This is a genomic window from Kushneria sp. Sum13 (genome assembly GCF_052692355.1).
In genome coordinates, this window is the sequence record NZ_CP199847.1 from 1408113 (window position 1) to 1423824 (window position 15712).

Here is a 15712-nt window from a genome sequence, read left to right on the forward strand (position 1 = left end):
ATGGCCGTAGGTAAAGCGCATTTTCCCGATATGCCTCGCATCGAAGGGCTGCGACTGGGCACTGCCCGGGCCGGCATCAAGAAGGCAGATCGTCGTGATCTGGTCATTTTTGAACTGGCTGAAGGCAGTCATGTGGCCGCTACCTTCACGCGCAACGCCTTTTGCGCGGCACCGGTACATGTGGCGCGGCGCCATCTTGCAGACGGTGCACCGCGTTATCTGTTGATCAATACCGGCAATGCCAATGCCGGTACCGGTGAGTCAGGCATGCAGGATGCGCTGGCCTGCTGTGCTGCACTCGCCGAGCGCACCGGTCAGCTGCCGGAACGGGTACTGCCCTTTTCAACAGGGGTGATTGGAGAGCCGTTGCCGGTCGAGCGGATTCGGGGTGGTCTGGATGAGGCGCTGGCGTCGCTGGATGCCGAGCAGTGGCAGGCCGCGGCCGAAGGCATCATGACCACCGATACGCGCCCCAAGGGGGCTACGCGCACGATCATGATCAAGGGACAGCCGGTCACCATTAACGGCATTTCCAAGGGGGCCGGCATGATCTGCCCCAACATGGCCACCATGCTGGCCTTTGTGGCGACCGATGCCGCCATTGCTCACGACACGCTGCATACCCTGCTGCGCGAAAGCGTCAATAAAAGCTTCAATCGCATCACCATCGATTCCGACACGTCCACCAACGATGCCTGCACGCTGGTCGCAACGGGACACGGAGTGACGATTGATGGCGATGAGGCGCTGGAACAGTTCGCCCACGCGCTTGACGAGGTGTTGCTGACACTGGCCCAGGCCATCGTGCGTGATGGCGAAGGCGCCACCAAGTTTGTCACGGTCACCATTGAAGAGGCGGCCAGTAACGAAGAGGCGCTGGCAGTCGCGTTCAGCGTGGCGCATTCGCCGCTGGTCAAGACCGCGCTCTATGCCAGCGATGCCAACTGGGGGCGTCTGTTAATGGCGGTCGGCAAGGTGCCCATCGAGGACTTTGATGTCAGCCAGGTCGCGATCGGGATCAATGGTGTCACCATTGCACGTCAGGGCGGGCGCGCGCAGGAGTATCGCGAGGAGGCTGGTGCCGCCGTCATGGCAGAAGAAGAGATCAACATCACGATCCATCTGGGACGGGGCACGGCGAGAGAGCAGGTCTGGACATCGGATCTCTCCCACGATTACGTCTCCATCAATGCCGACTACCGCAGCTGACGCGCGTCAGGGGCACTGTCGCTACTACGTTTCGGGATGGCAGGATTGTGCCATCCCCTTTACCGATTGATATTCACGCATCATGAAAGGTCATGCCAGCATGCCGAAAAGAAGGGTACATGTCGCCGCTGCGGCCATTTTCAACGATCAGGGCCAGGTGCTGATTGCACGGCGGCCATCGATTGCCGATCAGGGCGGACTGTGGGAATTCCCCGGTGGTAAGCTGGCCCCGTATGAAACCGGGCTTGAAGCACTGCGTCGTGAGCTGCGCGAAGAGCTGGGCATCAGCATTCAGCGCGCTCAGCCGCTGATTCGCGTGCATCACGAGTATCCCGACAAGCACATCCTGCTCGACGTGTGGGAAACCCATGATTTCGAGGGCGAGCCCTGGGGGCGTGAAGGGCAGGCCGTACGCTGGGTCAGTCCGGATGATTTCGGCCGTTACGCCTTCCCGGCCGCCAATGGCCCCATCATTCGTGCCGTGACCCTGCCCCATGATTATCTGATCACGGGGGAAGCCAGCGATGAAGATGAATTTGACCGCAAGCTCGAGCGGGCACTGGTGGAAGATGGCATCAAGCTGGTGCAGCTGCGCGCCCATGATCTGGAAGAAAGCGCTTACCGAGCGCGCGCCGAACGGGCGCTGGCCACATGTCGCGAGCACGGTGCGTCACTGGTGCTCAATTGCTCTCTGGAGACGTTCAGGGCCGTGAATGCTGACGGTCTGCACCTGCCCAGCCGTGAGCTGATGGCGCTGACGCATCGTCCCATAGAGGAAGGCAAGTGGCTGGCAGCCTCCACTCATAACGATGAGCAGCTGGCTCAGGCCCAGCGACTGGGCTGTGATTTCGCAACGCTGTCGCCGGTACGAGAAACGCCCAGTCATCCGGGCGCGGTGACCATTGGCTGGCATGACCTGCAACAGATGGTCGAAGAAGTAACCATGCCGGTGTATGCCTTGGGCGGCACTTCCCGCGATGACGGTGACCGGGCCCGTGCCGTGGGCGCGCAGGGAATTGCCTCGATTCGTGAATTCTGGCGCTAGGCCAGCACATTCGACAGACAAAAGGGCCACCCCATTGGGGTGGCCCTTTTTTTATTCATGGCCTGCAGAGGTGCCACAACCATTGAGCGCCTGGCGCTATGGATCGCCGCGTTCGATGCGGTTCATGAGCTCATCAAGACTTGCATCATCCATGGCTGGCTCTCCGGCAATGCGGTGCGATTCATCCGCCCAGGCGCCCAGGTCGATCATCTTGCAGCGTTTGGAACAAAACGGGCGCCAGGGATTGTCACTGGTCCAGTAAAGTCGCTTGCCGCACTGGGGGCAGGGTACGACAGGTGTCTGTTTATCATCACTCATGGGGCGTTGTACTGACTGGCAAGCTGGCGGTAAAAAAGATCGAGACGCTCGATTCGGGCATCGACCACGTGAAAGCTGCCGACATTGTCGATAACGTCGTCGGCGCTGGCAAGTCGTCGATTGCGTGACATCTGGGCGTCCACAATGGCGCGCGCCTGCGCCTCGGACACGCCATCACGCTCGCAGGTCCTTCTGATCTGCTCCTCGGGGGGCACATCGATCACCAGAATCCGGTTCACCAGCTGATGCTGATCGGTTTCCAGCAGCAGCGGCGAGACCAGCAGGGCATACGGCCCGGACAGCGTCTCAAGGCGCTGAATCAGCCTTTCGCGAATGCGGGGGTGCGTGATGGCCTCAAGGTCCTGACGCGCCTGAGCGTCATCGAAAATGATCTGGCGCAGGGCAGCCCGATTCAGCTCGCCCTGTTCGGTCATGATGGCGTCGCCAAAGCGCGCGCGGATGTCGGCCAGCGCCGGTTCACCGGGCATGACGACCTCGCGGGCCAGATGATCCACATCGACCCATGCCGCGCCGCGCCTGGCGAAGGCTTCGGCGATGGTGGTCTTGCCGGCGGCAATACCGCCGGTCAGGCCGATAATCAACATGAGAGCTCCCAAAGATAAGCGTTGTGATGCCCGAAGGCGAAAATGAATAGAAGCTAGATCGCAAGGCCAATGATGTTGTAATACAGCGCAATGACCCTGTCACCTCCCAGCAGTATCAGCATGCCGGCCGCACTCAGAAAGGGCCCGAAAGGCATTGGCGTGCCTCGCAGACGCGGAATGACCAGCTGAATCATGATGCCGATCACGGCACCCGTGGTCGCCGAGAGCACCAGAATCAGCGGCAGGGACATCCAGCCACACCAGGTCCCCAGGGCGGCCAGCAGCTTGAAATCCCCACGGCCCAGACCTTCTCGGCCCGTCGCAAGGCGAAAAAGCCAGTAAAACCCCCAGGCAACACCATAACCGGCCATCGCGCCAATGACGGACTCGGTCAGTCTGTCAGGGTGGCTGATCAGCTGATACAACAGGCCGCCCCATAGCAGAGGCAGGGTAAGCACGTCCGGCAGCAGCATGGTGCGCCAGTCGATGACGGCCAGCGCCAGCAGTGTCAGACAGGCAAGCGCCATCGCCAGTGTGTCCAGTGTCAGGCCATGGTGCCATGTCACCCAGAGCACCAGTGCCATGCTTGCTGCCTCGACCAGTGGATACTGCACGCTGATGGCGCATCGACACTGCGCGCAGCGCCCCCGGCGTTTTAGATAGCCCACTAGCGGGATGTTGTCATGCCAGGCAATGGGCGTGTCACATCCAGGGCAGCGAGAGCGCGGGACGAGCAGATTGCAGCGCTTTTGCGCCGGTGGTGTCAGCGCAAGCGTCTGACGTGCCTCTTGAGTCCACTGCTGTGACAGCATGACGGGCAGGCGAGCAATCACCACGTTGAGAAAACTGCCCAGTGTCAGCGCCAACAGTGCCACAAGACACAGTAAAAAGGGGTCGGTCAGCGGAGTCATGTCGAGATTCCTATATGGCGCTGCCAAGGTCAAAGACGGGCAGGTACATCGAGACCACCACGCCGCCCACCAGCGAGCCGAGCACCACAATGATCAGAGGTTCCATCAGGGTGGTCAGGGTATCGACCCGGCTTTCGACCTCGGCATCGTAAAAATCGGCCACGCGGTTGAGCATGGCCTCCAGCGCGCCGGACTCCTCGCCGATGGCCACCATCTGAAGCGCCATGGGCGTAAAAAGTCCCGTGGTGCGCATGGCAAAATTGAGCTGCTGACCGGTACTGACGTCTTGGCGCACACGGTCAATGGCCTGCTCAAACACCAGGTTACCGCAGACGCCGCCTGCTGTTTCCAGGGCTGACATCAGGGGCACGCCGGCAGCAAAGGTGGTCGCAAGCGTTCTTGAAAATCGCGCAATGGCTGCCCTTTCAATGACCGGACCGATGACCGGAAGCTTAAGCACCAGGCGGCTGGCCTGAAACGCCAGAGCCGGCGAGCGTGCCAGCATGCGACGTGTGAAAACACCGATGGCCAGCGTGGCCAGCAGTACCTGCCACCAGAGACGCTGTGCGGCATCCGAGAGCGCAATGGTCATTCGGGTCGGGGCCGGCAGTTCGGCGCCAAAGCTTGCAAACATGCTTTCAAACTGTGGCACGACCTTGATCAACAAAAGGGCTGTCACGGCGATGCCCACGGCCACCACGGCGGCAGGATAATACAGCGCCTTGCGTACGCGCCCCTTGAGATTATCCAGGCGCTCCTTGTTGGTGGCTACGCGATCCAGCATGCGGTCCAGGGCACCGGCCTGTTCTCCGGCCTCGATCAAATGAACGAACAGCTGATCGATATGGCGCGGATGCGCCGCCAGTGCCTGGGAAAAGCTCATGCCGTTTGAGACGTCCTGCTTGAGGGTCTCGATAAAGTGGCGCAGCGCCGGTCGATTGGTGCCGTTGGCGACCGCTTCAAGAGACTGCAGAAGCGGCACGCCGGCACGGATCATGGTGGCCATCTGACGGGCAAACAGGGTGATGTCTTCACCCCTGATGCGATGGCCCATGCCGGGCAGGTTGCGCTTGCGGATCAGGCGGCTGACGACGATGCCCTGTGATGACAGCTGGCGGCGAATGTCATGTTCGCTGACACCATGCATTTCCCCCCTGACCCTTTCGCCACGGCCATTCTTGCCCATCCACCGAAAGGTGATGGCCTGACCCGCTGAGGCCGCCGAGCGTTTTGACAGGGCAGAAAATGCCATCGCAACAGTTACTCCTGAATGATCCGGTTGAGTTCTTCCAGCGTGGTCAGACCTGTCAGCACCTTTTGAAGGCCGCTGCGACGCAGATCATGATGTCCTTCGCGCCTTGCCTGTTCGGCCAGCGCCATGGCGCCGGCATCCTGCATGATCAGATGACTCATGGCAGGTGAGATGGGCACCATTTCATATATGCCCACGCGCCCTCGATAGCCATGAGTACAGTGCTCACAGCCCACGGCCTGATACAGCGTGGCCTGGTCGATCTGCGCGTCATCAAGGCCCTGATGCTTGAGCACTTCGCGGGGCAGTGTCACCGGCTGACGGCAGCGCTCACACAGTCGGCGCGCCAGCCGCTGGGCGATGATCAGACTGATGGAGGTGGCAATGTTGAACCCTGCCACGCCCATGTTCCCCAGTCGGGTCAGGGTTTCGGCCGCAGAGTTGGTGTGCAGCGTCGACAGCACCAGATGCCCGGTCTGCGCTGCCTTGATGGCGACTTCGGCGGTTTCCAGATCGCGAATTTCGCCCACCATGACCACGTCGGGGTCCTGACGCAGAAAGGCGCGCAGGGCAGCGGCGAAATCAAAGCCGATATTGGGGCGTACGTTGACCTGGTTGATGCCTTCCAGCTTGATCTCGACCGGATCCTCGGCGGTGGCAATGTTGCGCGCCTCGGTGTTGAGCAGATTAAGCGCGGTATAGAGTGTGACGGTCTTGCCGCTGCCGGTCGGCCCGGTGGCCAGAATCATGCCCTGCGGCCGGGCGATGGCCTGTTCAAAGACATGGCGCTGCTCGGGCGTAAAGCCCAGCGCATCAATGCCCATGCGGGCGCTGTCAGGGTCCAGCAAGCGCATGACGATCTTTTCGCCAAACAGCGTTGGCAGGGTGTTCACGCGAAACTCGACGTGACGTTTGGTCGACAGTTTCAGGCGCACGCTACCATCCTGGGGCAGGCGTCGCTCCGAGATATCAAGCTTTGCCATGACCTTGATGCGAGCGGCGATGCGCTGTCGAAGCTGTGCTGGCGGGCGAGAGGCCTCCATGAGAATGCCGTCAACCCGAAAGCGAATCCGAAAGCTTTCATCAAATGGTTCGAAATGGATGTCGGAAGCGCCCCGGCGAATGCCGTCCAGCAGGACCTGTTTGACGAAGCGCACCACCGGCGCATCGTCGCTGGATTGAAAGGAGGCATCTTCTGTCTGATCCAGAACCAGATCGCCTTCCTCAAGCGCCAGGGTCTCGATGGCGTTCTGGCCCTCCAGCAGGGCCAGTGCGCCTTCGCCATGGACCTGAAGATACTGCTCGAGCCTGGCGGCCAACTGCTCGGCCGGTGCCAGAACGCCTTCCACGCTCATGCCGATCACGAACTGAAGCTCGTCGAGCTCTGGCAGGCGAGAGGGGTCATCCACCGCCACGATCAGCGCGCGTTCCTGACGCAGCAGGGGCAGCACGCCCAGTCGGCGAATCATGGATTCCGGCAACCCCTGCAGCGGTGGCAGACGGGCGATGGGAATGGCGTCCAGGTCAACACAGCCCAGCCCAAAGGCCCAGCCAGCACTCTGGATCGCATCGCGCTGCGATATGCCGGTCTCTTCGATGATCAGCTTGAGCAGTGCGCGCTTTTCGCGGTGTGCCTGCCCTTCAAGTGCCAGCGCCTGATTGGCTTCCAGCAGACCATCCTCGACCAGCTGATGGGCGAGGCTGCGCAAGGGGTTGGCAGACAGTTGAGTGAGGGCGTCCGACATGCACGTACATCCATTTGGCCAGCGGGATTGGCAACTTGCCCCATGTTATCGGCGGGCGATCCCTTCTCTAAAGTTCCCGGTGCTTTTGTCGTTAAAGGCTCTGCGTCAATGAACAATCAAACGCACAATATACCGTTATCCTGCTCGCCGGGCAGGAACATATGCATTCAATCGGGAAGGACACGTCAATGGCAGGCAGGCAGGGTGGTTTTACGTTGATCGAGCTGATGATCGTGGTCGCCATCATCGGTGTACTGGCGGCCATTGCCGTGCCGCGCTATCAGGACTATGTGGCGAGGTCGGAAGTGGCTTCCGGGCTAGCGTCACTACGAGGTTATCAGACTGCTGTTGAAGAAAAGGTTCTTACTGGAACTGCAGTAAAACAAGCAGACCTTGGTGTAAAAAATAGTACAGACACCACTCGGCTCGGTGATATTTCCATTGACGACATCAAAGGTGGCGCGCCTGGCAAAGTCGATATGACTTACACCTTTATCTCAGGTGCAAATACGGGTAAGAAAATCACTCTGGGGCGGGATGATAAGGGTGATTGGACTTGCAAGACAGATGTTCTTGAGGCATATCGTCCCAAGGGTTGTACAGCTGGTTTAACAACCTAGTAATTCTTAAAAAGCCGGCCTCGCGCCGGCTTTTGTTTTTATAAGCCTTTCCGGCTGCGCCATTTTTCCTTAACCGCTATAGTAGCGCGCACCTGTTGACCATTCTGGATGCAATGCATGCTGCGTCTGCCGCTTTTTCGTAATCCGGCCGGAATAGGCCCCATTCTGCGCATTCTGGCCATGCTGTTGCTGGTCCTGTCGCTGTTCATGCTGATCCCGCTGTTTTTGCTGGCGTTGGAAGGCGACGGGCAGATGTGGCCCTTTCTATGGGCCTTTGCCGCGACCTTTGGCACCGGCGTGACGTTCATTCTGCTGACCTGGGGGGTGCATATCGAGCTGCGCCCCCGGCAGATGTTTATTCTGACCACTTCCAGCTGGGTGGTGATGTCGGCCTTTTCCAGCCTGCCCATGCAGTTCGGCGCGCCGCGTCTGTCGATGGCCGATGCGGTGTTTGAATCGGTCTCGGCCATTACCACGACCGGGGCGACCGTGCTGGTCGGCATTGAACACCTTTCCGATGGGCTCAAGCTCTGGCGCGGTCTGATGCAGTGGGTCGGCGGGGTCGGGATCATCGTGATGGCGATTGCCGTATTGCCTTTTCTGCGCGTGGGCGGCATGCGACTGTTCCAGACTGAATCCTCCGACTGGTCGGACAAGGTGCTGCCCCGGGCCGGTACGGTCGCCAAGGCGATCGGGCTGGTGTATGTCGGCTTCACGATCGTCTCGATTGTCAGCTACTGGCTGGCCGGCATGCTGCCGCTGGACGCCGTGGTGCATGGCATGACCTCGGTCGCCACGGGGGGCTTTGCCAACTATGATGCCTCCTTCGGGCAATATGCCGACAAACCGCTCATTTTGTGGCTCAGCGTGCTCTCCATGCTGACCGGCGCGCTGCCCTTCGTGCTTTATATCCGCATGGCGCGCGAACGGTCGGGCGTGCTCTGGAAGGATCAGCAGGTGAGGGGGCTTCTGGCGCTTCTGGTGGTGGTCATTTCGCTTTTGACCCTGTATCGCACCGTACGCGGCATGGAGTTTTTCGATGCGCTGACGCAGGTGGCCTTCAATGTGGTGTCTGTCGTGACCACCACCGGCTATGCCTCGGATGATTATACGATGTGGGGCCCGCTGTCCGTGGTGGCCTTTTTCTATCTGACCTTTGTTGGCGGCTGCTCGGGGTCGACCAGTGGGGGGATGAAGGTTTTTCGCTTCCAGGTGGGCCTGATCATGCTGGTCAATCAGCTGCGCTATCTGGTGCATGCCAACGGTGTTTTTGTGCAGCGCTATAACGGGCGCGTACTGACCGATGACCAGATCCGCGGCGTTATCGCCTTTTCCTTTTTCTTCTTCTTTACCGTGGCGGTGCTGGCGCTGGGTCTGTCGCTGATGGGGCTTGATCTGATGACGGCACTGTCTGGTGCTGCAACAGCGGTTGCCAATGTCGGCCCGGGGGTGGGGGACGTGATTGGTCCTTCAGGCAACTTTGCCTCGCTGCCGGATGCCGCCAAGTGGATGTTGAGCATCGGCATGCTGATGGGGCGTCTGGAAATCCTGACCGTGCTGGTATTGATGACGCCAACCTTCTGGCGCAAGTAAACTCTCCTGCCCGGCGCCCTGTCAACAGGGCGCAGGCGTCAGGAAAGGCCGCGGGTCAAGACAGGAGGGTTAGAGTGGGTCGCGTCCGGCCCGGTTGAGCACCGGATTGGCGTACTGACACAGCCACCAGGGGCGTAGATCTTCCGGCACCTGCTCAAGACGCTTGTTGAAGGCCTGGCGGTCGGCCGGGGTGATGTTGCTGATATCGACAAGCTCGGGCGCATGCCCGGTGGCTTCCAGGGCCAGATAGTGGCTTGGGAAGAGCGTGTAGTTGTTCAGCACCTGACGGTCGATCTCCTGAGCGGCACTGTCGTAATTGTCCTGATCGCCCGTCAGTGGCGTGCCGAAAACCAGCCTGACCCGTCCCTTGTGGCCGGTAATGCCGGCGGCGATGGAGAGGATGTCTTCGTAGGCGATCTTTTCATACGCCACGCCATCATTGCGGGCCTTGAGCTCGCGCGCCTTTTGCTGATCGCAGGGATCAAACTCATAGCTGATGGAGACAGGCACGATGCGCAGCTCGGCAATCGTGTCGTTGACCGAGGCGTCCTTGTCCTTCATGCGTCGGGCCATGCCCAGCATCTTGATGATCGCGCTGTCAGTGCGATCCACGCCATTTTTGGCGCGACCTTCGCGCTGTGCCAGCCAAATCGGATGATTGTCATCGACAATCGAGTGACGAATATAGTTGGAAAGCTGCTGATAGGCCGCCAGCATCGCCCGCTTTCCTCGTGCCGAGCGGGGCACGATGAAGCTCTTGTTGAGCCGCATGAGGTCGGTCACATAGGGCTTTTGCAGCAGGTTGTCACCGATGGCAATGCGCACGGTGCTGCGCCCGCTGTGATAGAGCGCATAGTTGACAAACGCTGGGTCGAGCGCGATATCGCGGTGGTTGCCGATAAAGAGATAGGCCTTTTGCTGATCCAGATGCTCAAGACCTTCCACGCTGAAGGTGTTGGTCGTGTTCTGGATCATTCGCGCCATGTAATGGGAAATGTGATTTTGAAAATCACTGACCGTATGAATGTTGCGTACCGCGCGTCTGAGCCCGTGGCGCGCCAGAGCACGCGCCACACGAGGCGCAACGCGGGCAAGTTTCGGCAGCCGGTAGCGCGTAATGGTGTCGATGAACTCGTCATTGCGGACCAGACGAGCCAGCGTATCAACGACCTCATCATCGTTGTAGGGGCGTATGGCCTCGAAGTCGTCTACGGGCGGTAGCGCGTCCGGGGAGGCGGTCATCTCGATTTCCGGGTCATCAGACGGTTGATTCATGGGGCTGCAGGCGCCGGCGTCGCTTCGCCACCCAGCCACTGCATCAGCCGCTCGGCAGTATCGCCCAGCACATGGGCCATGAGCGCAAACTCGGTCTCCATCTGCAAAACGGGATTGTCGTCGCTGTCGGTGTCGTCGATTTCCTTGAGCACGGCATCGGCAAAGCGGATCGACTTGATGGACATGTCTTCCTGCAGCACCAGCGTCATCTGTTCTTCGATGTTCAGCGCCAGCTTGCTGGCCTGACGGCCCACATCCAGTGACATGCGCACTTCCTCGCCATCCGGGTCGATGCTGCGGGCACGAAGAATGCCGTCATCGCCCTTGGCGCGAAGCTCGATCTGATCGCCCAGTACCATGCCTTCCGGACGAGTGGTCGGGTCGGTCAGCCAGGTGGTCATGGTGCGCCCTGCCGGGGTCTGCGGTGCCAGCGGAATCACCTTGAGCGAGCCGAGCGATTCACGCAGTACATCGAGGATCTCCTCGGCGCGTTTGGCGCTTGAGGCGTTGATGCCGATCAAGCGGCGTCTGGTATCCCACCACAGATCCGTGCGCGAGGTGCGGGTGAAGGCGCGCGGCAGCAGCTCCTCGACAATACGCTCCTTGAGCGCCAGCTTGTCCTTGCGGCCGGGCGGGTAACCCTGCTGCGCCGTCAGTGCCTCGACGCGCTCTTCGAGCGTTTCCTTGACCACCGCACTCGGCAGCAGACGCTCCTGACGCAACAGCGTCATCAGACGGTGACCCTGAATCTCGTGCACCAGCTGATCGCCATGACGGCCGGCAGGCGCTGCCCAGCCCACGCGGCGGGCCTGAGTCTCGGTGACCGGCGTAAAGCGCCAGGGGTCGAGGGCTTGTGTGAGCTGATCCAGTGACCAGTCCTGCTCATCGAGCAGGCGATAAAGTTGTAAATGCTTGAACCACATAGCGTCCTTTCCTTGAAGGCGCACATTATGTCGAATGGCAGGCGCGGGTGCCAGCGCTTGCGCAGCCTGATCCCATACTCCTGGACTATCCGATAATGACCACCCTCAATGGCGGGCCTGACAGGGCCATCGTCAGCAGGTAGCCAAATCACGTTCGGATTGCATCACTGTCTGCCGGAGAGCGGTGGGGTTGTGGTACAATCGGTGCCAACCAATTGGATCATTCGTGCGCAATCATGTGTGCGTCATGATTGCATTACGGGTGTTCGCGTCTGAACGCTTTATGGCCCCTGTGGCCGGGGTGTTCAGGCAGCAGGGCTTCTTGAACAGGACCAGGATTTGACGACCCATGGGTGAGATCGCCAGAGAGATTCTGCCAGTCAATATCGAGGACGAGCTGAAGCAGTCGTACCTTGATTACGCGATGAGCGTCATCATCGGTCGAGCATTGCCCGATGTCAGGGATGGACTCAAGCCGGTACACCGTCGCGTGCTGTATGCCATGCATGAACTGCGCAACGACTGGAACAAGTCCTATCTGAAATCGGCGCGTGTCGTGGGTGATGTCATCGGTAAGTATCACCCGCATGGTGACAGCGCCGTTTATGACACCATCGTGCGTATGGCCCAGGACTTTTCCATGCGCTACATGCTGGTGGATGGCCAGGGCAACTTCGGCTCGATTGATGGCGACAGCGCGGCCGCCATGCGTTACACCGAAGTGCGCATGGCACGTCTGTCGCATGAGCTGCTCTCGGATCTGGAAAAGGATACGGTCAACTGGGTCGACAACTACGACGGCACCGAGCGTATTCCCGAGGTGCTGCCAACGCGTGTCCCCAACCTGCTGGTCAACGGTGCCTCCGGTATCGCTGTCGGCATGGCGACCAACGTGCCGCCGCACAACATGACCGAGGTCATCGAGGGCTGTCTGGCACTGATCGAGGACCATACGCTCAGCATCGATGATTTGATGGAGTACATTCCGGGGCCGGACTTCCCGACCGCCGGGATCATCAACGGTCGTGCCGGCATTCTGGATGCCTATCGTACCGGTCGCGGACGTATCCACGTGCGGGCGCGTCATACCGTCGAGCACGATGAGCGCACCGGTCGTGATCACATTGTCGTGACCGAACTTCCCTACCAGGTCAACAAGGCGCGTCTGATCGAAAAGATCGCCGAGCTGGTCAAGGAAAAGCGCATCGAGGGCATTGCCGAGCTGCGTGACGAGTCCGACAAGGACGGCCTGCGCGTCGTTATTGAAACCCGTCGCGGCGAGTCCGGCGATGTGGTCGTCAACAACCTCTTTTCCCAGACCCAGCTTGAGACCGTGTTCGGCATCAACGTGGTAGCGCTGGAAAACGGTCAGCCCAAAACGCTCAACCTCAAGCAGCTGCTGGAAGCCTTCATTCGCCATCGCCGCGAAGTGGTGACCCGTCGCACGCTGTATGAGCTGAGAAAGGCCAGGGAACGTGGCCATATCCTGGAAGGCCTGACGGTCGCCATCTCCAACATCGATGAAGTGATCGAGTTGATCAAGGCCTCGCCCAATGCGGCCGAAGCGAAAGAGAAGCTGATTGCGCGCGACTGGATGCCGGGTCAGGTCATCGACATGCTCGACCGTGCCGGCGCGACCTCCTGCAAGCCTGATGATATCGAGGAGAGCTGTGGGCTCTCTGATGATCGCAGCCGCTATCAGCTGTCGGCGGGTCAGGCACAGGCCATCCTGGAGCTACGCCTGCACCGCCTGACCGGTCTTGAGACCGAAAAGCTGCTGGAAGAGTACAAGGGCATCCTTGATACCATCGCCGAGCTGACCCGCATCCTGTCGTCGGCCGATCGTCTGATGGAAGTGATTCGCGAAGAGCTGGAAGCCGTTCGTGACCAGTATCGTGACGAGCGCCGTACCGAAATCCAGAACAGCCGTCGTGATCTCACGATGGAAGATCTGATCGCGGCCGAGGACATGGTGGTTACCATCTCTCGCAGCGGGTATGCCAAGACTCAGCCGCTGTCCGACTATCAGGCGCAAAAGCGCGGTGGACGTGGCAAGTCAGCGACCAGCATGAAGGATGAAGACGTCATAGAGCATCTGCTGGTGGCCTCGACCCATGACACCGTGCTGCTCTTCTCCGATCGCGGCAAGGTCTATTGGCTCAAGGTTTATGAAATGCCTCAGGCCTCGCGCGGGTCGCGCGGCCGTCCGCTGGTCAATCTGCTGTCGCTGGATGAAGGCGAGTGGATTACGGCGATCCTGCCGGTCAAGGAGTATCGCGATGACAGCTATATCTTCTTTGCCACCGCCAACGGTACGGTCAAGCGCACCACGCTGGATCAGTTCTCGCGTCCGCGCAGTGCCGGTCTGATTGCCCTTGATCTTGATGAGGGCGACCGTCTGGTAGGGGCGGCCATCACCTCCGGCAGCGATCATGCCATTTTGCTGTCCTCCAACGGCAAGGCAATCCGCTTTGATGAAAACGATGTGCGTGCCATGGGCCGTACGGCGCGCGGCGTGCGCGGCATGCGCCTGCTGGGCGACGCTCGCGTCATCAGCCTGATCATTCCCAGCACGACCACCATCGATGAAAGCGCCGACGATGAAAGCGAAGTGGAAGCCAGCCAGATCAGCGAAGGTCAGTGCTATATCCTGACGGCGTCCATCAATGGCTACGGCAAGCGCACTCGCCTCGAGGAGTTCCCGCTGCGTGGACGTGGCGGGCAGGGCGTGATCGCCATGCAGACCACGGCCCGCAACGGCGCGCTGGTGGCGGCCATCCAGGTGGGCGAAAGCGACGAGATGATGATGATCTCCGACCGCGGCACGCTGGTCCGTACACGCGTCAGTGAGGTCTCCATCAGCTCGCGTAACACCCAGGGCGTTACCCTGATTCGTACCGTCAAGGGCGAAAGCCTGGTATCCACGGTTCGTCTTGACGAGCTTGAAAAGGATGACGAGCTGGAAAATGATGACGAGGTGCTCGCCGGGGATGAGGAGGCATTGAGCGAGGGGGCCGACCAGGCACCGGATGCCACCGATGACGGCGAGGCCGATTCGGCACGCGAAGAGTAGAACCATCGGCGCCTTTCATGGAAAGGCGCCGTTATTTTTTCAAGCCCGTCGAGACCTGACATGACCCGACATTTCAATTTCTGTTCCGGCCCCGCCACGCTGCCCACCGCCGTGCTTGAGCGTGCACGCGATGAGATGCTCGATTTTGAAGGGCGTGGCCTTTCCGTCATGGAGATGAGTCATCGCAGTGAGGCCTTCATCGCTGTGGCAGAGCGCGCCGAGGCCAACCTGCGTGAGCTGATGCAGGTGCCGGACAATTACAGTGTGCTGTTCATGCAGGGTGGCGCCACACAGCAGTTCGGATGTGTGCCTCTCAACCTGCTGGGACAGGGGGGAAGCGGCAACTACCTGGATACCGGCATCTGGTCGCAGAAGGCCCTGAAGGAAGGTCGTCATCTGGGCGAGGCGCATGTCGTCGCCTCGGCCGAAGCCAGTGGCTATACCGCCGCGCCCGGTCAGGATGCGCTGTCGCTGTCCAGTGATGCCGCCTATCTGCATTACTGCGATAACGAGACCATCGGCGGGTTGCAGATGGATTACGTGCCGCAGGCCGATGTGCCCCTGGTGTGTGACATGTCCTCCTCGATCCTGTCGCGTTCGATAGACGTCTCGAAATTCGGTGTCATCTATGCCGGGGCGCAGAAAAACATCGGTCCTGCCGGCATTGTCATCGTGATCGTGCGTAATGATCTGCTGGATCGTGCCCGTCGCGAAACGCCTTCCATGCTGAACTGGAAGGCCTTTGCCGATAACGGCTCCATGCTTAATACGCCGGCCACCTATGCCTGGTATCTGTCCGGGCTGGTCTTTGAATGGCTCAAGGAACAGGGTGGGGTCGAGGCGATCGAGAAGGTCAATCGTCGCAAGGCGCAAAAGCTTTATGACGCCATTGATGGCAGCGGTTTCTATTCCAACCCGATCCTCTCCGCCAATCGCTCGCTGACCAACGTGCCTTTCGTGCTTGGTGATGAATCGCTCAACAAGGCGTTTCTGACCGAGTCCGAGGCTGCGGGCCTTTTGACCCTCAAGGGACATCGCAGCGTGGGTGGAATGCGTGCCAGTCTTTATAACGCCATGCCGGAAGAGGGCGTTGATCGACTGGTGGCCTTTATGCAGGATTTCGAGCGTCGTTACGGGTAGAGC

The 15712-nt window shown here is 60.1% G+C and carries 13 protein-coding genes; 6 read left to right on the forward strand and 7 right to left on the reverse strand.

All coding sequences use genetic code 11. The features are described from left to right. Together argJ and ACUN8C_RS06630 are read left to right on the forward strand one after the other, a co-directional pair. Positions 1-1209, forward strand: a complete 1209-nt coding sequence (argJ, locus tag ACUN8C_RS06625) for a bifunctional glutamate N-acetyltransferase/amino-acid acetyltransferase ArgJ (protein WP_445621451.1) — start codon at positions 1-3, stop codon at positions 1207-1209. Positions 1210-1309: 100 nt separating this feature from the next. Then, the gene (locus ACUN8C_RS06630; protein WP_445621452.1) at positions 1310-2254 is read left to right on the forward strand and encodes a Nudix family hydrolase; all 945 of its coding nucleotides are present in this window, start codon (positions 1310-1312) and stop codon (positions 2252-2254) included. 96 nt (positions 2255-2350) lie between these two features. On the opposite strand, the gene yacG is transcribed toward ACUN8C_RS06630, so the two are convergent. The 5 genes from yacG to pilB are packed head-to-tail and all read right to left on the reverse strand — an operon-like array spanning position 2351 to position 7085. Further along, positions 2351-2572: a DNA gyrase inhibitor YacG gene (yacG, locus tag ACUN8C_RS06635; protein ID WP_445621453.1), complete on the reverse strand. Its 222-nt coding sequence runs from the start codon at positions 2570-2572 to the stop codon at positions 2351-2353. Next, positions 2569-3177, reverse strand: coding sequence for a dephospho-CoA kinase (gene coaE, locus ACUN8C_RS06640; protein ID WP_445621454.1), 609 nt, complete (start codon positions 3175-3177; stop codon positions 2569-2571). The genes yacG and coaE overlap by 4 nt, the downstream gene beginning before the upstream one ends. A gap of 53 nt (positions 3178-3230) precedes the next feature. Continuing rightward, positions 3231-4088, reverse strand: coding sequence for a prepilin peptidase (locus ACUN8C_RS06645; RefSeq protein ID WP_445621455.1), 858 nt, complete (start codon positions 4086-4088; stop codon positions 3231-3233). 10 nt (positions 4089-4098) lie between these two features. Next, positions 4099-5340 carry a type II secretion system F family protein gene (locus ACUN8C_RS06650; protein WP_445621456.1) on the reverse strand — a complete coding sequence of 414 codons (1242 nt, stop codon included), beginning with the start codon at positions 5338-5340 and terminating at the stop codon, positions 4099-4101. An 8-nt stretch (positions 5341-5348) separates the two neighbouring features. Then, positions 5349-7085, reverse strand: a complete 1737-nt coding sequence (gene pilB / locus ACUN8C_RS06655; protein WP_445621457.1) for a type IV-A pilus assembly ATPase PilB — start codon at positions 7083-7085, stop codon at positions 5349-5351. Positions 7086-7273: 188 nt separating this feature from the next. Between pilB and ACUN8C_RS06660 the strand changes: the two genes are divergently transcribed. Beyond that, positions 7274-7705, forward strand: coding sequence for a pilin (locus ACUN8C_RS06660; RefSeq protein ID WP_445621458.1), 432 nt, complete (start codon positions 7274-7276; stop codon positions 7703-7705). 117 nt (positions 7706-7822) lie between these two features. After that, positions 7823-9298 carry a TrkH family potassium uptake protein gene (locus ACUN8C_RS06665; protein ID WP_445621459.1) on the forward strand — a complete coding sequence of 492 codons (1476 nt, stop codon included), beginning with the start codon at positions 7823-7825 and terminating at the stop codon, positions 9296-9298. Between the two features lie 69 nt (positions 9299-9367). Here ACUN8C_RS06665 and ACUN8C_RS06670 read toward each other — a convergent pair whose 3' ends face one another. After that, positions 9368-10540, reverse strand: coding sequence for a 1-acyl-sn-glycerol-3-phosphate acyltransferase (locus ACUN8C_RS06670; RefSeq protein ID WP_445621838.1), 1173 nt, complete (start codon positions 10538-10540; stop codon positions 9368-9370). 29 nt (positions 10541-10569) lie between these two features. After that, complete coding sequence (locus ACUN8C_RS06675; protein WP_445621460.1) at positions 10570-11496, reverse strand: recombination-associated protein RdgC; 927 nt, start codon at positions 11494-11496, stop codon at positions 10570-10572. Between the two features lie 349 nt (positions 11497-11845). Here ACUN8C_RS06675 and gyrA point away from each other — a divergent pair, with 349 nt between their 5' ends. After that, on the forward strand, positions 11846-14569 hold the full coding sequence (gene gyrA, locus ACUN8C_RS06680; RefSeq protein ID WP_445621461.1) for a DNA gyrase subunit A: 2724 nt from the start codon (positions 11846-11848) through the stop codon (positions 14567-14569). Between the two features lie 60 nt (positions 14570-14629). Next, the gene (gene serC / locus ACUN8C_RS06685; protein WP_445621462.1) at positions 14630-15709 is read left to right on the forward strand and encodes a 3-phosphoserine/phosphohydroxythreonine transaminase; all 1080 of its coding nucleotides are present in this window, start codon (positions 14630-14632) and stop codon (positions 15707-15709) included. Positions 15710-15712 lie beyond the last annotated feature (3 nt).